The organism is Streptococcus sp. k-378 (assembly GCF_013277505.1).
In the GTDB taxonomy this organism is placed as follows: Bacteria; Bacillota; Bacilli; order Lactobacillales; family Streptococcaceae; genus Streptococcus; species Streptococcus pseudopneumoniae.
Genome location: NZ_VMNC01000035.1, coordinates 47,679 through 63,345, shown reverse-complemented (window position 1 = coordinate 63,345; position 15,667 = coordinate 47,679). Strand labels below are relative to the sequence as shown.

General features: G+C 42.1%; 15 protein-coding genes. 1 reads left to right on the top strand and 14 read right to left on the bottom strand.

The genetic code is table 11. The features are described from left to right. The first annotated feature begins 631 nt into the window (after positions 1 to 631). Positions 632 to 820, top strand: a complete 189-nt coding sequence (locus HT719_RS04550) for a hypothetical protein (protein WP_000109850.1) — start codon at positions 632 to 634, stop codon at positions 818 to 820. 186 nt (positions 821 to 1,006) lie between these two features. Here the strand turns inward: HT719_RS04550 and HT719_RS04545 are convergent, their stop codons facing one another. The 14 genes from HT719_RS04545 to HT719_RS04480 form a co-directional block, all read right to left on the bottom strand. Continuing rightward, positions 1,007 to 1,438 (bottom strand): DUF2335 domain-containing protein, encoded by a 432-nt coding sequence (locus HT719_RS04545; protein ID WP_000379281.1) that lies wholly within the window; start codon positions 1,436 to 1,438, stop codon positions 1,007 to 1,009. Continuing rightward, positions 1,422 to 1,628: a hypothetical protein gene (locus HT719_RS04540; protein WP_000917045.1), complete on the bottom strand. Its 207-nt coding sequence runs from the start codon at positions 1,626 to 1,628 to the stop codon at positions 1,422 to 1,424. The genes HT719_RS04545 and HT719_RS04540 overlap by 17 nt, the downstream gene beginning before the upstream one ends. 176 nt (positions 1,629 to 1,804) lie before the next feature. Next, entirely contained in the window at positions 1,805 to 2,761 is a 957-nt protein-coding gene (locus tag HT719_RS04535; RefSeq protein WP_172928382.1) for an N-acetylmuramoyl-L-alanine amidase family protein, read from the bottom strand. A gap of 2 nt (positions 2,762 to 2,763) precedes the next feature. Further along, positions 2,764 to 3,093: a phage holin gene (locus tag HT719_RS04530; RefSeq protein WP_138704376.1), complete on the bottom strand. Its 330-nt coding sequence runs from the start codon at positions 3,091 to 3,093 to the stop codon at positions 2,764 to 2,766. A 340-nt stretch (positions 3,094 to 3,433) separates the two neighbouring features. Then, complete coding sequence (locus HT719_RS04525; RefSeq protein ID WP_119947539.1) at positions 3,434 to 4,216, bottom strand: hypothetical protein; 783 nt, start codon at positions 4,214 to 4,216, stop codon at positions 3,434 to 3,436. Between the two features lie 5 nt (positions 4,217 to 4,221). After that, positions 4,222 to 4,542, bottom strand: coding sequence for a hypothetical protein (locus HT719_RS04520; RefSeq protein WP_138707417.1), 321 nt, complete (start codon positions 4,540 to 4,542; stop codon positions 4,222 to 4,224). Between the two features lie 6 nt (positions 4,543 to 4,548). Next, positions 4,549 to 5,025: a hypothetical protein gene (locus HT719_RS04515; protein WP_172928381.1), complete on the bottom strand. Its 477-nt coding sequence runs from the start codon at positions 5,023 to 5,025 to the stop codon at positions 4,549 to 4,551. Positions 5,026 to 5,040: 15 nt separating this feature from the next. Further along, entirely contained in the window at positions 5,041 to 5,319 is a 279-nt protein-coding gene (locus HT719_RS04510) for a hypothetical protein (RefSeq protein WP_000134981.1), read from the bottom strand. 10 nt (positions 5,320 to 5,329) lie between these two features. Beyond that, a complete protein-coding gene (locus HT719_RS04505; RefSeq protein ID WP_000036642.1) occupies positions 5,330 to 5,482 on the bottom strand; it encodes a hypothetical protein in 153 nt (50 codons plus the stop codon). After that, a complete protein-coding gene (locus HT719_RS04500; protein ID WP_001105679.1) occupies positions 5,475 to 6,008 on the bottom strand; it encodes a hypothetical protein in 534 nt (177 codons plus the stop codon). The genes HT719_RS04505 and HT719_RS04500 overlap by 8 nt, the downstream gene beginning before the upstream one ends. After that, positions 6,005 to 6,211 carry a hypothetical protein gene (locus HT719_RS04495; protein WP_000368698.1) on the bottom strand — a complete coding sequence of 69 codons (207 nt, stop codon included), beginning with the start codon at positions 6,209 to 6,211 and terminating at the stop codon, positions 6,005 to 6,007. Before HT719_RS04495 ends, HT719_RS04500 begins: the two co-directional genes overlap by 4 nt. After that, positions 6,204 to 10,790: a phage tail spike protein gene (locus tag HT719_RS04490; RefSeq protein ID WP_172928379.1), complete on the bottom strand. Its 4,587-nt coding sequence runs from the start codon at positions 10,788 to 10,790 to the stop codon at positions 6,204 to 6,206. The genes HT719_RS04495 and HT719_RS04490 overlap by 8 nt, the downstream gene beginning before the upstream one ends. Continuing rightward, the gene (locus HT719_RS04485; protein WP_172928378.1) at positions 10,787 to 11,485 is read right to left on the bottom strand and encodes a phage tail protein; all 699 of its coding nucleotides are present in this window, start codon (positions 11,483 to 11,485) and stop codon (positions 10,787 to 10,789) included. Before HT719_RS04485 ends, HT719_RS04490 begins: the two co-directional genes overlap by 4 nt. Next, positions 11,485 to 15,660: a phage tail tape measure protein gene (locus tag HT719_RS04480; protein ID WP_172928377.1), complete on the bottom strand. Its 4,176-nt coding sequence runs from the start codon at positions 15,658 to 15,660 to the stop codon at positions 11,485 to 11,487. The genes HT719_RS04485 and HT719_RS04480 overlap by 1 nt, the downstream gene beginning before the upstream one ends. Between the last annotated feature and the right edge of the window lie 7 nt (positions 15,661 to 15,667).

The following is a 15,667-nucleotide window of genomic DNA, read 5'->3' as shown; positions in this document are numbered from 1 at the left end:
CACTTGTTATAGTCTACTTTACCATAAGTGAAAAACGTTTACAAATAGTTATCATCACTTGTAAATAGTTGAGTTTTTACTTATTTTTCGTTAAAATCATTTACACTAATTTCCATCGTTTTTTTAAATCGTATTCATCTTCGTATTCATTTTTACAATCATCTTTGCCCGTATAGTTGAGAAGGTTGCAATTTAATTCTAATAGTTTATAAATAGAAAACCGTGATTACTCACAGTCTTTTAAAAATAAAATAAAAAAACTCCATCAAAACTATTGACATTATGCAACCAAAGTTGTATAATGGATACATAAGGTTAAGGAGGAAACCTTAGACAAGGAAACTAGTAGAAAGGAACATGAAATGTTTAAGTTCAAAAAGAAACCACTCAAAGCAAAAACAAATAAGCTAGTAGTCAAAATAAACTTATTTATAATCAGCTTTGAATGGCACATCGAATTTGGATAGTGAAAAATCACTATCCACCCCTTCGGGGGTGTACTTAAATTATAACAGGAAAAACAATGAAAGTAAATCTTAAAGTTAGAAAAACCACCAAGCGTGAAAAAGTTGAATTTATTATTGGACTTCTTCTACTCCTATTTGCAGTTTGGTATTTTACGAGGTAATATATGTCAGTAGATATTGAAGCTATCCGCTGGCTTTTAGACAACGCCACAGCCTATGCTATTAGCAAAAACTGTGGCATGTCTATTCAGGCCGTGGACAAGTATAAAAATGGTGTATCGGATATTATGAATATGCGTCTAAAACACGCTATCAGCATGATAACATACGCCCAGGAACTTAAAAAGCAGTGATTTCGGTCACTGTTTTTTATTTTTAACAAAACACCGTTTTTGACAATAATACACCACGAGTTCCTCTCCATATTCTTCATGTAAACGCTTTTTTGAACAATAGGATTGTGATTTTGCTTTCTAATCGTTCAAAATGTGTGTTTTTGAAAAATAAAAAAACCGCAAGCCTGAGCCTGCGGTGAAAAATTATTCTTTGTCTTTGTTTTTATTTTGATTATTCCCTGTAAACAAACCAATTAGCCCTAATGCAGTAGTTCCAGTTAAGACACTACCTGCAATTTGTTTATCTGTTGCTATTAAGTAAATTCCACCAATAATAACAACGAGGGCGATTAAAAAGCCAAATAACTGTCCCAATTTATGAGAAGCAATATTCCCTGATAAGTATTTATCTTCCATCTCTCTACGATGTTGGCTTTCTGCAATACCATTATCAATAATCTTTTGAGCAGCATCCGGATATAGCTCTTTATATCCTTTGAGAATATCTGGATGAGGTAGGTCACCTTGATAGATTTCCAACTTCTGTAAAACTACTTGACGCTGTTCATGTGGTAAGCGCTCGACTTCATCAACAATATTATTGACTTCAATCAAATCTTTATTCTCGGTATCCAAATTTCATTACCTCTTTCTGAATGCCCATCGTTGATTTCTTGTAATCACTTTTGACTTTCTTCCAGTCTGGGACTGTATCAGCTTTTACTTTCGAAATGTTCTGGTTAAAGCTAAAAACAGGCAATACAATTGCTGTCATACCAAGTAAAAAAGACTTAAAGTATTGAGGTTGTTTTGTATTTTTTAACATCCCAAATTCCTCCTACTCGCTCCATAATATTTTTTTGAATTAACTTGATTATGACATCTTTCTTTAAAAAAGTCAATGTTTCTTACTCTTTTTAACAAAAAAATCCCCACAAGGACGAGTCCTGTGGGGTAGATAAACATTTTAGAAAAGTTTTCCTTTCCTTTTATTTTTTAAAATTATTTAGTCGTAATCAAGCCGTCTGGCTCTACTGTGAACTCTGGCTTGTCTGCCATTGTTCCGTCTGCATTGAGGTAGTACCAGCCTGTTCCATCTGCGGACTGGACGAAGGCGTTTGATACCATGGCACCTTCTTTACCGTCAAGATAATACCAAGTCTCCTTGTACTTGACCCATCCTGTCTTCATAGCGCCCTCTACGTCGAAATAATACCACTTCTCAGCGATTTTCTTCCAGCCTGTCGCCATTTCACCTGACTGGTCAAACCAGTACCAGTTGCTGTCTGTGTGCTTCTTCCAGCGGTCTGCAAGCATGTAGCCTGAGCCGTCGAAGTAATACCAGGTTCCGTTGATTTTCTCAAACTTGTCTTTTGGATAAGAGCCGTCTGAGTGTACATACCAATAGCCTGTATCGTTCTTCTTCCAACCTGTTTCAATTATCAAGCCACTTTCAATATCCTGCTTGAACTGTTCACGGCTAATGCCCCATTTGGCTAGATATGGATACGGGTCAACGTGGTCTGAATGATTGTCTGGTTGGTTATTGGTACAGTATTCATGTGTTTTGATACCTTCCAAACTGCTTGTATCAAGCGTTTTCGGCAAACCTGCTTCATCTGCTAGATTGCGTAAGAGTTCGATATAGAGACGGTAGTCAGCCATGAACTCTTCTTTAGTTGAATGGCTTTCAATCAATTCAACTGCCGCATAGCTTTCCGCATTCCAACCGCCCCCAACGTCCCAGGCACCATTATTTACAGGACCGACCTGCAGGACACGACCGTTACCAACCACATGAGAGAAGAAACCAAGCTCAGGGTTCTTTCTGTAGTGGTAGTCTGCCTCATTTTGAGCGGTTGAGTTGCGGTTGCCTGTTGAGTGGGCATGTACTTGTCGGTAAGGCTGTACCCCAACCTGGGGCAAGCCTGTACGTAGTCTGCTTGTATCGATATCCATACCTACTCCCTCCAAGCATCGTTCATCTGCTTCACGGCTGACTCTACAAAGGTATCCAAGTCCTTGTCAGTCATGCTGATGTTGTATTTGGTTAGCTCTGCCCGGATTTTAGTGCGAGCCTGTGCCAATTTTTCATCACCTTTATAACCTGTCTCTTGAGCCACCTGCTCAACGGCATGAACTGCGTTCTTGGCTAGGATTTCAGCGATGATTACCGCTTTCTCTCCGCCTTTACGCAAAAGATAGTCTTTCACCATTTTCACGATACTGCCTACTGCTACTGCTAAAAAGCCTGTCGCAAAAGCGATAATAAATTCATTAAATTGTGTCATGTGTTGTTTCCTTTCTATTCTCTATAAAACTTAACATTAACGCTACCTATATACTCCCTTAAGTTTGTACCAGTTAGATATATGACTCCTCGGTTATACATATCAGCCTGAATTCTTATTAATCTGCTATTATTGAGTTGTACATATCGTATAGCAGCAACCTTAATATCATTACCTTTAATATCAATATTGTACCCACCCCAGTACTGCCACATTCTTGTGTTTAACACTTCCAATAATAATGACGGTCCACTCGACCACACCAACCTATCGCCAATATAGCGCTTGACAATCTCTCTACTTCCTAACATGATTCTTACTCTATCTCTCATAGCTTCACCTACTTAAAAATATCGTAAATCGTGTGAGGGTCTTTGGTAGTAATAGCATCGTACTGCTCTTGCGTACCGGCCCAATAGTTGAGTGCCTGCGAACCGTTCTGATTGACAATGTTCTGACCTGGAACTCCACTTCGCCCTTGTTCACCATCGTTGACATTATCCAAATGGGTAAAAGCAGAGGCTCTCAATCCTCTGTAATTCACTTCAATGCGAACTTCAAACCAACCACCAGAACGCTGAGAAGCACTCCATGTGCCAAATTTTCCTGCTGAATCAGGGGTCTGATTTCTCAAAGAACGCCAGTTTGTATAGCCAAAACCACGGTAGTAATAATCAAGAGTATAGCCGCTCGTGACTGCTTCGCCATCGTAGAATACATCCGCAAACAAATTCAATCGGCTAGTAGAACCATTCTTATAAGAACCCTCAATACGAACGCTGGCATTCAAACTATGCCCATTATCCCCTTTTAAGCTATCCCGTTGAGTCGGTGTCAGCGTATCGAATGATGGACGATTTTCTAAGGCGGAAATCCTAGCCTTGATGGGGATATCATTGTACAACTCCCATTTTTGGGCATAAGTAGACAAGTCTTGGTGGGAGGTCAAGTAGCCTTTCTCTTCCAGCTCCGCTTTTGTAACGAGGGTTTCTGGATGGACTCTCGGTCTACTCTCAAGGGTGTCCAGTCTTTTCTTAACCTCCCTATCCTTTAGCTCTGAGTCTTCTTTGATAGCCTTGACATCCTCACCGATTGCTCTTGCTAGATTTTCAAGGTTACTCATAGCACTCACGCTTTCGCTGCGTTATAAGTCGCTACCAAGTCAAGGTTGGCAATCTGGTCTACACGTCCGCTGACTTCAGTTACTTTGCCAAGAAGTGCGCTATTTTCATCTTGTCCCATACTTGTGATTTTTTCCGCGATTTCTTTCAGTGTGTCCAAATTCTCAGGCGTTCCTTCACCCAAGATTTCAGCCTTGACCTCTGATTTAGCTTGAGAGATTGCTTGGTTCATGTCAGACGTGCTGACTTTCGTTTTCAGCTCTTCGTTTACCTTTTTGTTATCTTCCCCCACTGCCTGCGCAAATGCTGTTAATTTTGTAGTATCCATTTTGTGTTACACCTTTCCTAAATTGTAATAAAAGAGTAGGTCTGGCAATTCCTGACCTACTAGGCTCTCGCCTACAGTTCTACCTGCAAGCTGTTTTTTTACTTCTTCTGCGATATCCAGCTCTTTTAAAGCATGGACTTCTTCTGTGACCAATTCCTTATCTGAGGCGACTATCTTAATATGGACAGATTTATCACTAGGGAAAACATAGCCTCCAGCCGTGATTTCCAAGCGATAACTCCCAATCGGCAAGATAGCGTCCAGATGGAAACTCACACCTTGACTGGTAACAGCTACCTGCTTCTTCCACTGGTAGCCCTCCTTGGTCAGACTGATCAGTGCCTCCTCCCCTTCCAGAGAGGAAATCACTTGGTAGTCTTCGTCTAAGAGGGCAAAACCAAAGGTGGAAGCCAAGTCCCCTTGCTTAATCAGGTGACCACCGTCAATCTGTGCGAGATTGGTCATATTGAGATTACAGACCATTCTGCACCTCTTTCTTTACTGTTTACTTTGTATCAAGGTTTTCAGTTCTCTCACATCTTCACCTAGCGATTTGACCTGTTCAGCCAGCACCAGAATAGCCTTATTTTGTTCGTCATGGTTATCCAATCTTTTGTTAGCCGACATTCGAAATTCGCGTAAGTTCTCAATGTCTTTTTCTATGGCTGTCATGCGATTTTCCTGCTTGGTTGCCCTGTCCTTCATGGAAAAGTACAAGACAACCACAGGAATCAGAGAAAAGAGAAACCGAATCAATAAGTGCTCAATCTCTGTCATAAACACCTCGCTAGTTCGCCAAGTGGCTCAAACCACGTCGCTTCAATTCCTTGCGCACACGGTCTTTCCAGCGTTTATGTACCCATGAAAAGTCAACTGCTCCACGCTCCAGTAGGTTGATGTACATATCGATTTTTGCTTGATCTAGTGTAATCTTACTCATTGCTGCTACCTCCATTGTCTTCACTAGGGCTCTCTTGGTTTGTCGTTTCAGAAATGTCATCTTCTTTCTCGCTTTCTTTCTTATCTTCTACCGCTGGGGTTGGTTGTGCTTCTTCAGCTTGGTTTTCTGTGTCCGTAACCTGAGGGGTGTCCTCGTCGGTCTCCTCCTGGTCAGACTCTCCTTGAGCTTCCAGCTCCTCCAATCGCGCTAAGATATCCTCAATATCCTGAGCATTCTGGAGATTGACCTTCTGCATGCCATCCATGAGCTGGTTGGCTCTCTCCAGCGCTTCCGTCGTCTTAGCCAGTTGTTCTTGGTTCTTGACAATGGCGCTTGTTGGGTCCAGTTCGGTGCGAACCAATTCCAAAACCGCTTGGATAAGGGCGTCCTCACTATCCTGTGTATGGTCACCTGGCAATTCGCACTGCTCATAAGAATAGCGCCCCTTGTTTTCCATCTTGATTGCGACAACTGTTACATTTTCCCCACCTTTCAAGTAGGGATTGATTGCTACTTCGTAATTCATTCCTTATTTCCTTTCATTTTCGCTTGCGTTTCGTCAAAAAGTTCTTTAAGCGCTGGGTCATATTCCAGCACCGCCTTAAAGGCCTGTAATTCAGCCAAAGCCAGCCTATGGTGTACATTTAAATGCGCATAGTTCAATTCGATATCAGCCAAACGGTCGACGAGTGACTCAGCGACTAGCTTGTCGATTGTGTGATTATCCATGTCTGTTCTCCATTTTTTCTATTTTTTGATTTAATTCTTGAATGGCCTTGATTAAGTAAGGAACTAAAGCGGTATAGTCTATATGTAGATAGCCATCTGGATTCTCAGGATCTCGTGAGACAATTCTTGGAACGATGGTTTCAGCCTCTTGAGCTATTAGACCAATCTCCTCATGTTTCTTACTTTCGATGAAATCAAATGCAACCATTCTTAATCTGTTGATTTTGTCCAAGGCTTTCACAGCTGTATCTGTGATGTTCTCTTTTAAGCGTCTGTCTGATTTTTGTTCCATCCAATACTTCACGCTACCACTACCGACCTGATTCCACCAAACAACCGCATTCCTTCCGCCTTTGGGATTCCAACCATCACCAAAGACGTCTTTACTTCCAAGTTCGATACCATTTAAAAACACAGGAGAACGAGAAAAAGTAGTATTCCCATAGAAGTTTGCTCTCGATGAACTCGAAAAGTCAACCCTACCGTGGAAATTTGCTCCGTTTCGGCAATGCATGTTTCCTAACGTTGTCACATACCAAGCATTGGGGCCAGGACTGTTCCAACTGTAACCCCAGTTCGCCCAAAATGCGGTATTTTCGCCATTGTAGCTTCCGCCTTCGCCGTTTCCCATGCCGACCGAGAATTGGTTGACACCAGAAATCCAGCGACCTCTTCCTTGAGCAAAACGACCAATTGTAAACCCTCCTATTTGACCCTGATAAGCTTCTAAGAAAGTCGAGCGATTCACAACTGATTCAATCTTAGTCGCAAAGATACGTTTAGAAGTTAGTTCTCCAATAAAGGCGTCGTTGGCAATAAGTTTTCGAATAAAGGCATGATCAAACTTTACCTTATCAGCTGTGACCGCTTCGGCAGCTAAAACAGCTGTCGTTACTGAACCTGATTCAAAATTAGCTGTCTTCAACTTATCAACCATGGCAGACTTGATGACTGCTCTGTCAATCAGGGTCTCGCCTGTTATATGGGTTAATTTCCCAGAAAGACGATTATGACCATTGGCTCCTAGATTGATACCCGAAATCAAATCACCTGCACTGTTGATGTTTTGAACCAACCAGGAGCCAGCTAGTTGAGTCATTTTTGTTTGCGTGGCTTCAAGCTTCTTATTCGCATCTGCGACTGCATCTTCTGGATGTGGTTGCCATGTTCTAGGTTTATAACCTTTGTACAAGTCAACTTCTGTAATATACAAATCAGCTGTTCCTGATGATGAGCCATTGTTCTCAAAACGAATGTAAGCATTATCCATTTCTCCGGAATTAAAAGTTACTGAGACATCTTCGCATCTAGAGGTAGATAGTTTCTTGCTGCTAACAACTTTCTTAAAGATTGTGAATCCATCGCTCTCGCCTGCTCTTCGTCCCAAAATATAAACATCATAGCTTGCTAGAGCACTGTTGTTAAATCCTCTAAAATTCAGTACATAGTCAGTATTTCGTTCAAGATTAAAACGGTGACTAGACAAAAAGTTTTTGTTTTTAGTTGCATTGCTTAAACGCATAAGGTCTTTCTGCCCGTTGTGATAAAAGCTATGCTTAACCAATCTTCCTAAATTTTGAGTTGAGCCCCATTTATTCGTATCATTTTTAAAATCACTATTCTTAATGAGGTTAGGGCCGCTTACACTATATTTCCCAACCTCAACCTGAAACAGTTGATTGGTCATAGCCATGCGAGCAACCTTATCCGCAATTCCATTTTCAGTATTGCCCAAAATCCGCTCGTAAAGTTCACTGGTTTCCTTAACACGCTGGAAGTCAGTAGTCTCTACCTTACCTGCCAGTTGATGGGATAGGTTCGCAATGTTCCTGGTCATATCCTGCTTATAAGTTGTTATTTGGCTTGAAATATCCCTAAATGTCCCGTCGGCAGATTGACGATAGCTAGCTATTTGGCTAGTTATTTCTCTATTCGCACTCGTTTTAACTCCTTCAATTCTCCGATGAATCCCCTCCACGTCTTCTTGATAGCTTGATTTCCCTACATAATCTCTGGATATCTGCTCACGAACTGCTCTTGCTTGTCTCGCGCTCTCCTCACGAGTATAGCGCTGTAAGCTTTCCTGTCTTTGACCATCTTGAGCAACATAGGCCTGAACAGCCGACAAATCCGTTCGCAATTCCTGCGCTGTTCGCTCAAAGCTAGCCTTAGCTTGTGTGATGAGACCATTGGTGTCTTCAAGCGCTGGACTCCAGTCTGTCGCTAGGGTACCTTTTTCAAGTTTAATCCTACGAATGAAAATAGTTCCTCCGTATCCTAAATCTGAATTGAATAGGATCATCTGTAGCTTGGATTCAGAGGGCGCATCCTCTTTAAAAAATACCGGACCTGTAAGCCTAAATCGCTGCCACTCCCTAGTCGCAGTGGACTTTGTTTGTCCCTCTATACCAAAGCCATTCCCACCATTATGCATCATGTGGAAAGGAAAAGAACCATCAACTTCATCGAGTTTACAATCAAACGAGAGAGTCCAAGTTGTCCCAATATCGGACTTTGAAAGATAGGGATCTAGATTATCAAACACAAAACCAAAACTAAAAGGAGACTGTTGAATTTTCTCGGAATCACGATAATAGTTCCGACCACCAACTTGCATATTTGAAAATTCTTCTCGCAATTTTCCAGCTTCAGCCACAACTAAGGTCTTATCTGCCTTGTCCTTGGTTGCGTTCAGGATTTCCTGACGGATAGAGCCAGCCTGCACCTCAAATTCAGCCTGACTCAACTTCTGATTTAGTTTGTTCTGCGTGTCTGTCTCAAGACTCTTCACAGATTGCCGGATATTCTCAGCAGTCACGTTGAGGGAGCTGATATCCGCTTTGGTTCTGAGACCTTCAGTCAAACGCCTCACTCCAGCATCAAGCGCATCAGCGCGCTGATTAAAACGAGAGGTCATTGTTGAAATACGAGTAGAGCTCTCTTCTTGTATACGGTCTATCTGACTCGTCAGAGTCTCTGCTGTTTGCCTGACTTCTGATTTGTTAGCTTTCCCTTCCATTCTGTTCGTCAGTGCAGTTAGCCTGCCTTTAGTCGTCTCTTCATATCTTGCCTGAGAGCTTCTGACTCCAGCCAAGTCATTCTTTATCTGACCGAGAGCTTGAACTTGTTTGGAAATGTCAGTTTTAAGTTGCCTTTGCTTGGAGCTTATATCATTGGTAACTGTCTGCTTTAGAAGATTCAAATCACCCGACAAAGCCGTCTGAGCACTCCTAGTCTGCGACTTAAACGCTTCAAGTCTAGCAACAGAATCCAGCCCAATCCGCTTGGCTTCCTGAGCAAGAGAGCTACTTGCGCCAGCTTGTCTCAAAGCTTCCTCAGCCTTGCGCCTTGATTCTCGTAAAGGTTCATCATGAAAGCTATTGAAACGCTGATTGATAGTGTCAGACACTTCTTGCTTGACTTCTTCTGCCTTAGCCTTGGCAAGTTCGATGGCATCCGTGATAGCTTTCTCACGCTTGTCAAACTCAGCGTCAAAAGCACGGTCAGCGTTGGCGATTTCCTTTTTCAAACGTTCTTCAAAAATCTGATGCAGATTTCGGCTTTCATTCAAAACGGCATCATTTACAATCCCACCGATCGCATTTGCAAGACTGGACTGGAAGGTCCCAAAACCTATTGATTTTAGGCGTTTTGCCATTGGCGAATAGGTATATTTGGTGATTTTCTTACGAACATCAAGACCGTACCACTCATGGTAGATACTGACCACATCAAACATCTGCACCGCAACATCACTCTGACCGACAACCGAGATTTCAAGGTTATCTTCTAACATGTCGCACATACTTGTCCGAAAATACTGCTTACCATATGCAATCAAGCTAGCCTCATCTGTCACGTCTTGGTCATTGACCTCCACGACATCTTCATAGATTTGGCTGTAGTTCCCAAGTAAGGGGCTGTCAATCACCACCATATAATCATGGTCAACCGCATTTTCTCCCTCGCCCTTAACAGTCGTTTTAAAGGTTATCCGAGTTTTTAAAGACTTCGTTGAGGTCTTGTGCTGGTAGCTGGACAAGTTTTTCTTGTACATAAAAAGCGATTCATTTTCAGAACCGCCATTTTTTAACAAGCGTAAGTTGTAACCGTTTCGCACCATATCTCCGCCCCACTGACCAAGGATAGAATGCTTGTCTTTGGCCAAGACCTCCATGGCATTCTTGTCCTTGATATTGAGCGTATGCCTATCATCAATATCAGAGAAGAAAGAAAAAGGATTGGCTCTGGTAATACTACCAGCAAAAGCACTCAACACCCTTGTCCCACTGACACGGTCAACCTCGATAGAGCTGACGATGTAGTTATTTAACAGGCTGATAACCTGATTGGCATAGACTTGAATATATCCTTGTTGCTTTTCAACCTCAAAAATATAAAAATCCTGCTCACCATGTAGGTCATCTGCAGTCAGAAAAGTTTCCTCTTTCAGCAATTCCCACTTGGGATCCGATGTAGGAAAACGAAAGGTCAGTTGATAGGTATTGTTCCCAAAATGGACAATTTCATCATTGTAGGCCTCGTTTAAAGGCCTATTTCCCTCTGTAAGATAAATCATAAAATATACCTCCAATTCGGCCGAACTGTGACCTTACGAACCGCACCAGTAAAGACCAGACCGTTACTACCGACTGCCAACTCAAAGAAGCCTCCACGTTTTCGTAGCGTATTTTGAACCGCGCCATCTGCATTGTAAATATTCTGTTTCTTATGCCTACAATCAATGGTCACTTTTCGTCTAACGGTCAAGTGCATGGTTGTCCGTCCGATAGTCAAAGAAATATCGCCATCCCCTTCAATCTCAATCACAGGCTCACTATAGACAGAGCCTGGATTGTTGATATTTCCACTTGCGGTAAAGATCAGAGGTTCAACAGATTTCTGATAACGGAATGGTTGCATACTCAGCTTAAGCTCTAGCTTCCAGGCATGCATCCCATGAGGGCTATAGGTTGCACCAATAAAATCCGCATAAAAGACAGAACCCAACTGGTAGCTAAACTCCAGCACATTGTCCTTAGGCTGAAATTTCTCCACGATAGTCGAAACATCCAGTAACTTAGGAATGTAGAACGAAAAAGTCCGTTCATAACTCTCATAGCCACCATCCAGCACCCGATAACTTCCGTTGGCTCCGTAGAGGTTAGCATCTTCAGCCACCCTAGGTTTAGCTGCCTCCACCTGACCAAAATCCGTCACCACGCAGTGAGGGATAGTTGATGTATTGAAACCATTGATAATCATGTAAAACATTACATTCCCTCCCTAGCATAAATCGCACCTTGACGTTGGTAGACGCTCATTGAAATTTTATCAGCGTCCAGGTAAGTATCTGACGGCTTTTCAAGGATAGCGGTAAGGATCTTCTCCATACTTGCTCTCAGAATCGCTATCTCAGACACGACTTTATCGCTGTCTTTACTATTTGTATCTCCTTTTGTTTGCACCACTATTTTAGCTTGTGCTTCTTCCATCTCACGAAGGAATTTAGCATCACTCGGAATGCCAACTCCTGCAGCATATTTAGGGACCCCCATCTCACGCATCAAGCGTTTGGTCTTATCCGCCCGCAAAACTTTAGCCCCTTTAGGAAGAGGAAGAAGAACATCCCTCCCCTCAGGAATGAAGCTCCTACCATCTGGAAGAGTAACCAATTCCTTGTAGGTACTATTGCGTTGGTCATTGACCATAGCAAGACCACCAGGGTGATAGTTGGTACCGTGGGCATGCCGACTAGCAAAAACATTGGTAAAGAAATCACCAGTTACCCTAGTAATCCAAGACCTAATGCCTGCAAGCACGCCAGAAGCATTATCTCGAGCGCTGATTGTAACCGTTTTGTCTTGAATGCTATTAACGACGCTTTTGACCTCGCTGACAGTACTGGAAGTGCTATTTTTAGCAAGGATATCTACTGGATTATGTTGCTTAATCGCATTAATAGCCGCACTCGTCTCATTTCTAACGCCTGCAGTCTGATCTTTCGCAAGTAAATCAATTGGTTTTTCCTGTTTCGGAGAGTTCACACTCGCTTTTGCACTAGCAACTGCTTCACTAGTATTGTCAATAGCATTTAATGACTTATTCTCTGGATTAGATAGATTCCAAGCCATGATTTTATCGATTGACAATTGCCCGTTGTTCAAAACATTTGTAGGATCTAGTTTCAAATCTTTTGTAAATGGAGTAGTTGCATTCCAAGTTGTTAGCGTGTCAGTCGAACGAGCAACAGCCTTTCTGAAATTCTCATCCGTAGCCAGCAACTCTTTCTGCTTAGGAGTCAAGGCATCATAGTTATAGAGCGCTTTGGAAGCTTCCTCAGCCTTATTCATCACATCTGTATTTTCCAAAAGCAGTTGCTTGACTTCAGCAGGCATACTGTTCCAGATTCTAAGATGGTTTTCACTATCAAAGATAGCTTGCAGTCCTGCTTGATTTTGGACAATCAACTGTTTTTCTTCCAGTGTCATGGTTGACCACTTACCAGACTCAACGAGAGCTTCAGCAATCGTTACCCGAGCATTTGAGTTGATATTCGCATTTTTAACAATAAATTGCAATTGCTCCCAACCCTCAGCAGATTTAGTCGCTTCCCCAATCACTTCTTTTACGTTTGATTTAATGACAAAATTGTTGTTTTCATCAATGTTTCCGACGAGCAAAGACCAAGCATCATTCGCTTCTCTCGTTTCCTTGCTCATATCACTAGTATACTTAGCAAGAATGCTATGGGAATCACCCATTTTTTGAGAAGCTTCTGCTGCCTTTTGACCGATTACTTCATAAGACAAACCATATTCTTCCAGAACCTTTTTAGCTTCTTCCCAGTAGTTCCAGCTTTGTCCAGTTCGAGCTTTTACCTTAGCGTCAAGGTTTTGCATAACCTGGTAATACTTAGTACCTAAGGCTTCCATGGTTTGCTGGTGGTTTGTTTCAAGTTCTTGAATTTTTTTATTGTAAGTTTCTTGATCGATACGTTTGGCATCTAAGAGTTGTTTCAATCCATCTTTTGAGGTTTTGTATAACTGATTTTCTTCATCCAGAGCCTTCTTCAAAACATCTCTTGTGTGCTTTAATTGCGTTTCATTTAAACTACCAATCTCTCCATTCAGAGCCTGAAGCGCAGCCTTTTGTTGTTCGCCAGATAATTCCATCATTTCGATTCTAGCTTTGATCATCTCTCTTTGGTTGTTTAAGACGATTTCTTTTTCTTCTTGAGAAAACTTGCTAGCGTCTCCATTATGACGTTTGTAGATTTCACTGACCTGATTAGCCATTGCATCGGTATTTGAAACAACTTGGTCATTTTTTACTTTCATTTTAGCGATTTCTTCATCGCTAAACCCCAACTTTTTAGCTAATTCTTCCATACGTTGATTAGCTTTTTCAGCACCTGCTGCTACCTCTTCATGAAGTTTTCGAAAAGCTTCAGAAACTTTTTCAGCATCGCCAGCGTGGGTTCCAAAGTTGGCTACTGCTGTACTGGTATCATCTACCTTACTTTGGAAATCTCTTAACTCTTTCCTTGCAGTATCACTCAACTGAGACCCAAATTCCTCCGCCTTAATGCGAGCCTCGTCTTTCTTATATCCTAGATAGACCAATCCTCCAGCTAGTAAAGCAGCACCACCCACCAGCAAACCAATAGGATTTGTCAAAGCCCCAATGGCTCCAGACAAGAGACTAGAACTAGATGCAGCAGCGCCAGCTCCTTCCGCTAAAACAGTGGCTTCGCTTCCTACCTTAGCAAGACCGAGACCACCTTGTAAAAGTCCTTTTAATTTACCAGCACGCTCTGTCAATTTAGCAAGACCGAGACCGCCCTTTAATAGTCCTTCTAATTTACCGGCATGTTTTATCAAAATACTAAGAGCCGTCGCCCCATTGCCAAGAAAGTTCAATAGAGGGTAGCCCAGAGCCAAAAAACCACCAATACCAACCGCCAAGCTCTGTACGGCTGGAGGAGCCTTACTTAGCCAGTCGATAAATTGGTTCACCTTATCAATCACAGGAGTTAGTAATGGTAATAATTTCTGACCAATGTTAATCTGTAAAACTTCCAAACTAGATTTAAAACGTTCCACACCATTTTTAGAAGACTTAGATAATTCATTTGCTAAATCCTTGGTATAAGTTGTCGCCCCCTTGGTTTCATTAGCAAGATTACGCAACGCATCTCCACCTTGGTCAACCAAGATATTCATCGCTGTCTGAGCTTCTGTACCAAAGGCTGTAGCAATCAAGGCCGATTTCTGAGCATCTGTCATCCCTTCCGTATTCTTTTTGATACGATCCAAAATATCAGGTAGCTTAATCGCGCCGCTACGAAATTCTTCTGCAGAAAAACCAAGCTTCTCCATTGCATTTGCATTTTGCTCTGATGGTTTCAGTAGCCTTGTTAAAGCTCCACGCAGAGCCGTACCAGCCTTTTCACCAGCAATACCATTGTTGGACAAAAGACCAACAGCAGCGGCAGTCTCTTCCAAGTTCATACCAACGTTTTTAGCAACGGGACCAACATACTCCATTGCAGCCCCCATATCAGCAAAACCAGCAGCCGTTTTATTGGCGACAAAGGTTAAGCTATTGGTTACTCGCTCTGTATCCTGAGTAGATAGCCCAAATTGTTGCAAAATATTCGTAGTGGCGTTCATAACCGTATTGAAGTCCTCACCAGATGCCTTTGCAGCGTCTAGGATAGCAGGCATGGCTTCGATTGTCTGATTGGCATCAAAACCTTTCTTGATAATTTCTTGCATCCCTTCATTGATAGATGCAGTAGAAATCCCATACTGCTTCGCCCAATTTTTTGAACTTTCCCCCAGCTTTTGTGTGGTACTATTCAGTTCATCCGCTGTTGGAATAGTATCTGCTAACAGAGATTTAGTTGTATTCATCTGACTCTCAAAGTCAATCGCCTTCTTAGTAGAAAGCGTAAAACCAGCTAATAAAGCAGCAGATACAGGCTTCATTGCATCGCCCATAGCCCGCAATTTTTCTCCACCTTTTGCAAATTTTTCACTCCAGGCATCCATCTTACCAGACCAACTATTTTCACGCCCCACATCTTGCAAAGCTTTTTCAACACCGCGTAGCTGACCTTCCATTACTGCCAACTTAGCATTCTCACGCTGAATATCAGCAGCAGCCTTGTCAAACTTAGCTGTCCCAGGATCAAGTTTGTCAAAACTTTTCTTCATCTCATCCAAAACTTTACGTTGTGAATCAATAGCTTGTCCCAAAGTCTTGTATTTCGCTTGAAGTAAGCTAGCGTTTTTTTCATTCCCCTTTAAAGTACTATCCAAAGAACGGACATTATTTTGAAAGTACTTTACAGCGTTTTTTGCACCAGTTAGAGTAGGACTGAACTTTGACACGTCCAACCCTAGCTCAATATACATCTGACCTAACGGCGTACCGCTTGCCATCTTGTTC

Bases quoted from the DNA above. Each gene is read 5' to 3' on its own strand.
- HT719_RS04520 (WP_138707417.1), bottom strand. From the start codon at position 4,542: ATGGATACTACAAAATTAACAGCATTTGCGCAGGCAGTGGGGGAAGAT.
- HT719_RS04515 (WP_172928381.1), bottom strand. From the start codon at position 5,025: ATGGTCTGTAATCTCAATATGACCAATCTCGCACAGATTGACGGTGGT.
- HT719_RS04485 (WP_172928378.1), bottom strand. From the start codon at position 11,485: ATGTTTTACATGATTATCAATGGTTTCAATACATCAACTATCCCTCAC.
- HT719_RS04535 (WP_172928382.1), bottom strand. From the start codon at position 2,761: ATGGATATCGATACAAGCAGACTACGTACAGGCTTGCCCCAGGTTGGG.
- HT719_RS04530 (WP_138704376.1), bottom strand. From the start codon at position 3,093: ATGACACAATTTAATGAATTTATTATCGCTTTTGCGACAGGCTTTTTA.
- HT719_RS04550 (WP_000109850.1), top strand. From the start codon at position 632: ATGTCAGTAGATATTGAAGCTATCCGCTGGCTTTTAGACAACGCCACA.
- HT719_RS04490 (WP_172928379.1), bottom strand. From the start codon at position 10,790: ATGATTTATCTTACAGAGGGAAATAGGCCTTTAAACGAGGCCTACAAT.
- HT719_RS04510 (WP_000134981.1), bottom strand. From the start codon at position 5,319: ATGACAGAGATTGAGCACTTATTGATTCGGTTTCTCTTTTCTCTGATT.
- HT719_RS04480 (WP_172928377.1), bottom strand. From the start codon at position 15,660: ATGGCAAGCGGTACGCCGTTAGGTCAGATGTATATTGAGCTAGGGTTG.
- HT719_RS04500 (WP_001105679.1), bottom strand. From the start codon at position 6,008: ATGAATTACGAAGTAGCAATCAATCCCTACTTGAAAGGTGGGGAAAAT.
- HT719_RS04540 (WP_000917045.1), bottom strand. From the start codon at position 1,628: ATGTTAAAAAATACAAAACAACCTCAATACTTTAAGTCTTTTTTACTT.
- HT719_RS04495 (WP_000368698.1), bottom strand. From the start codon at position 6,211: ATGGATAATCACACAATCGACAAGCTAGTCGCTGAGTCACTCGTCGAC.
- HT719_RS04525 (WP_119947539.1), bottom strand. From the start codon at position 4,216: ATGAGTAACCTTGAAAATCTAGCAAGAGCAATCGGTGAGGATGTCAAG.
- HT719_RS04505 (WP_000036642.1), bottom strand. From the start codon at position 5,482: ATGAGTAAGATTACACTAGATCAAGCAAAAATCGATATGTACATCAAC.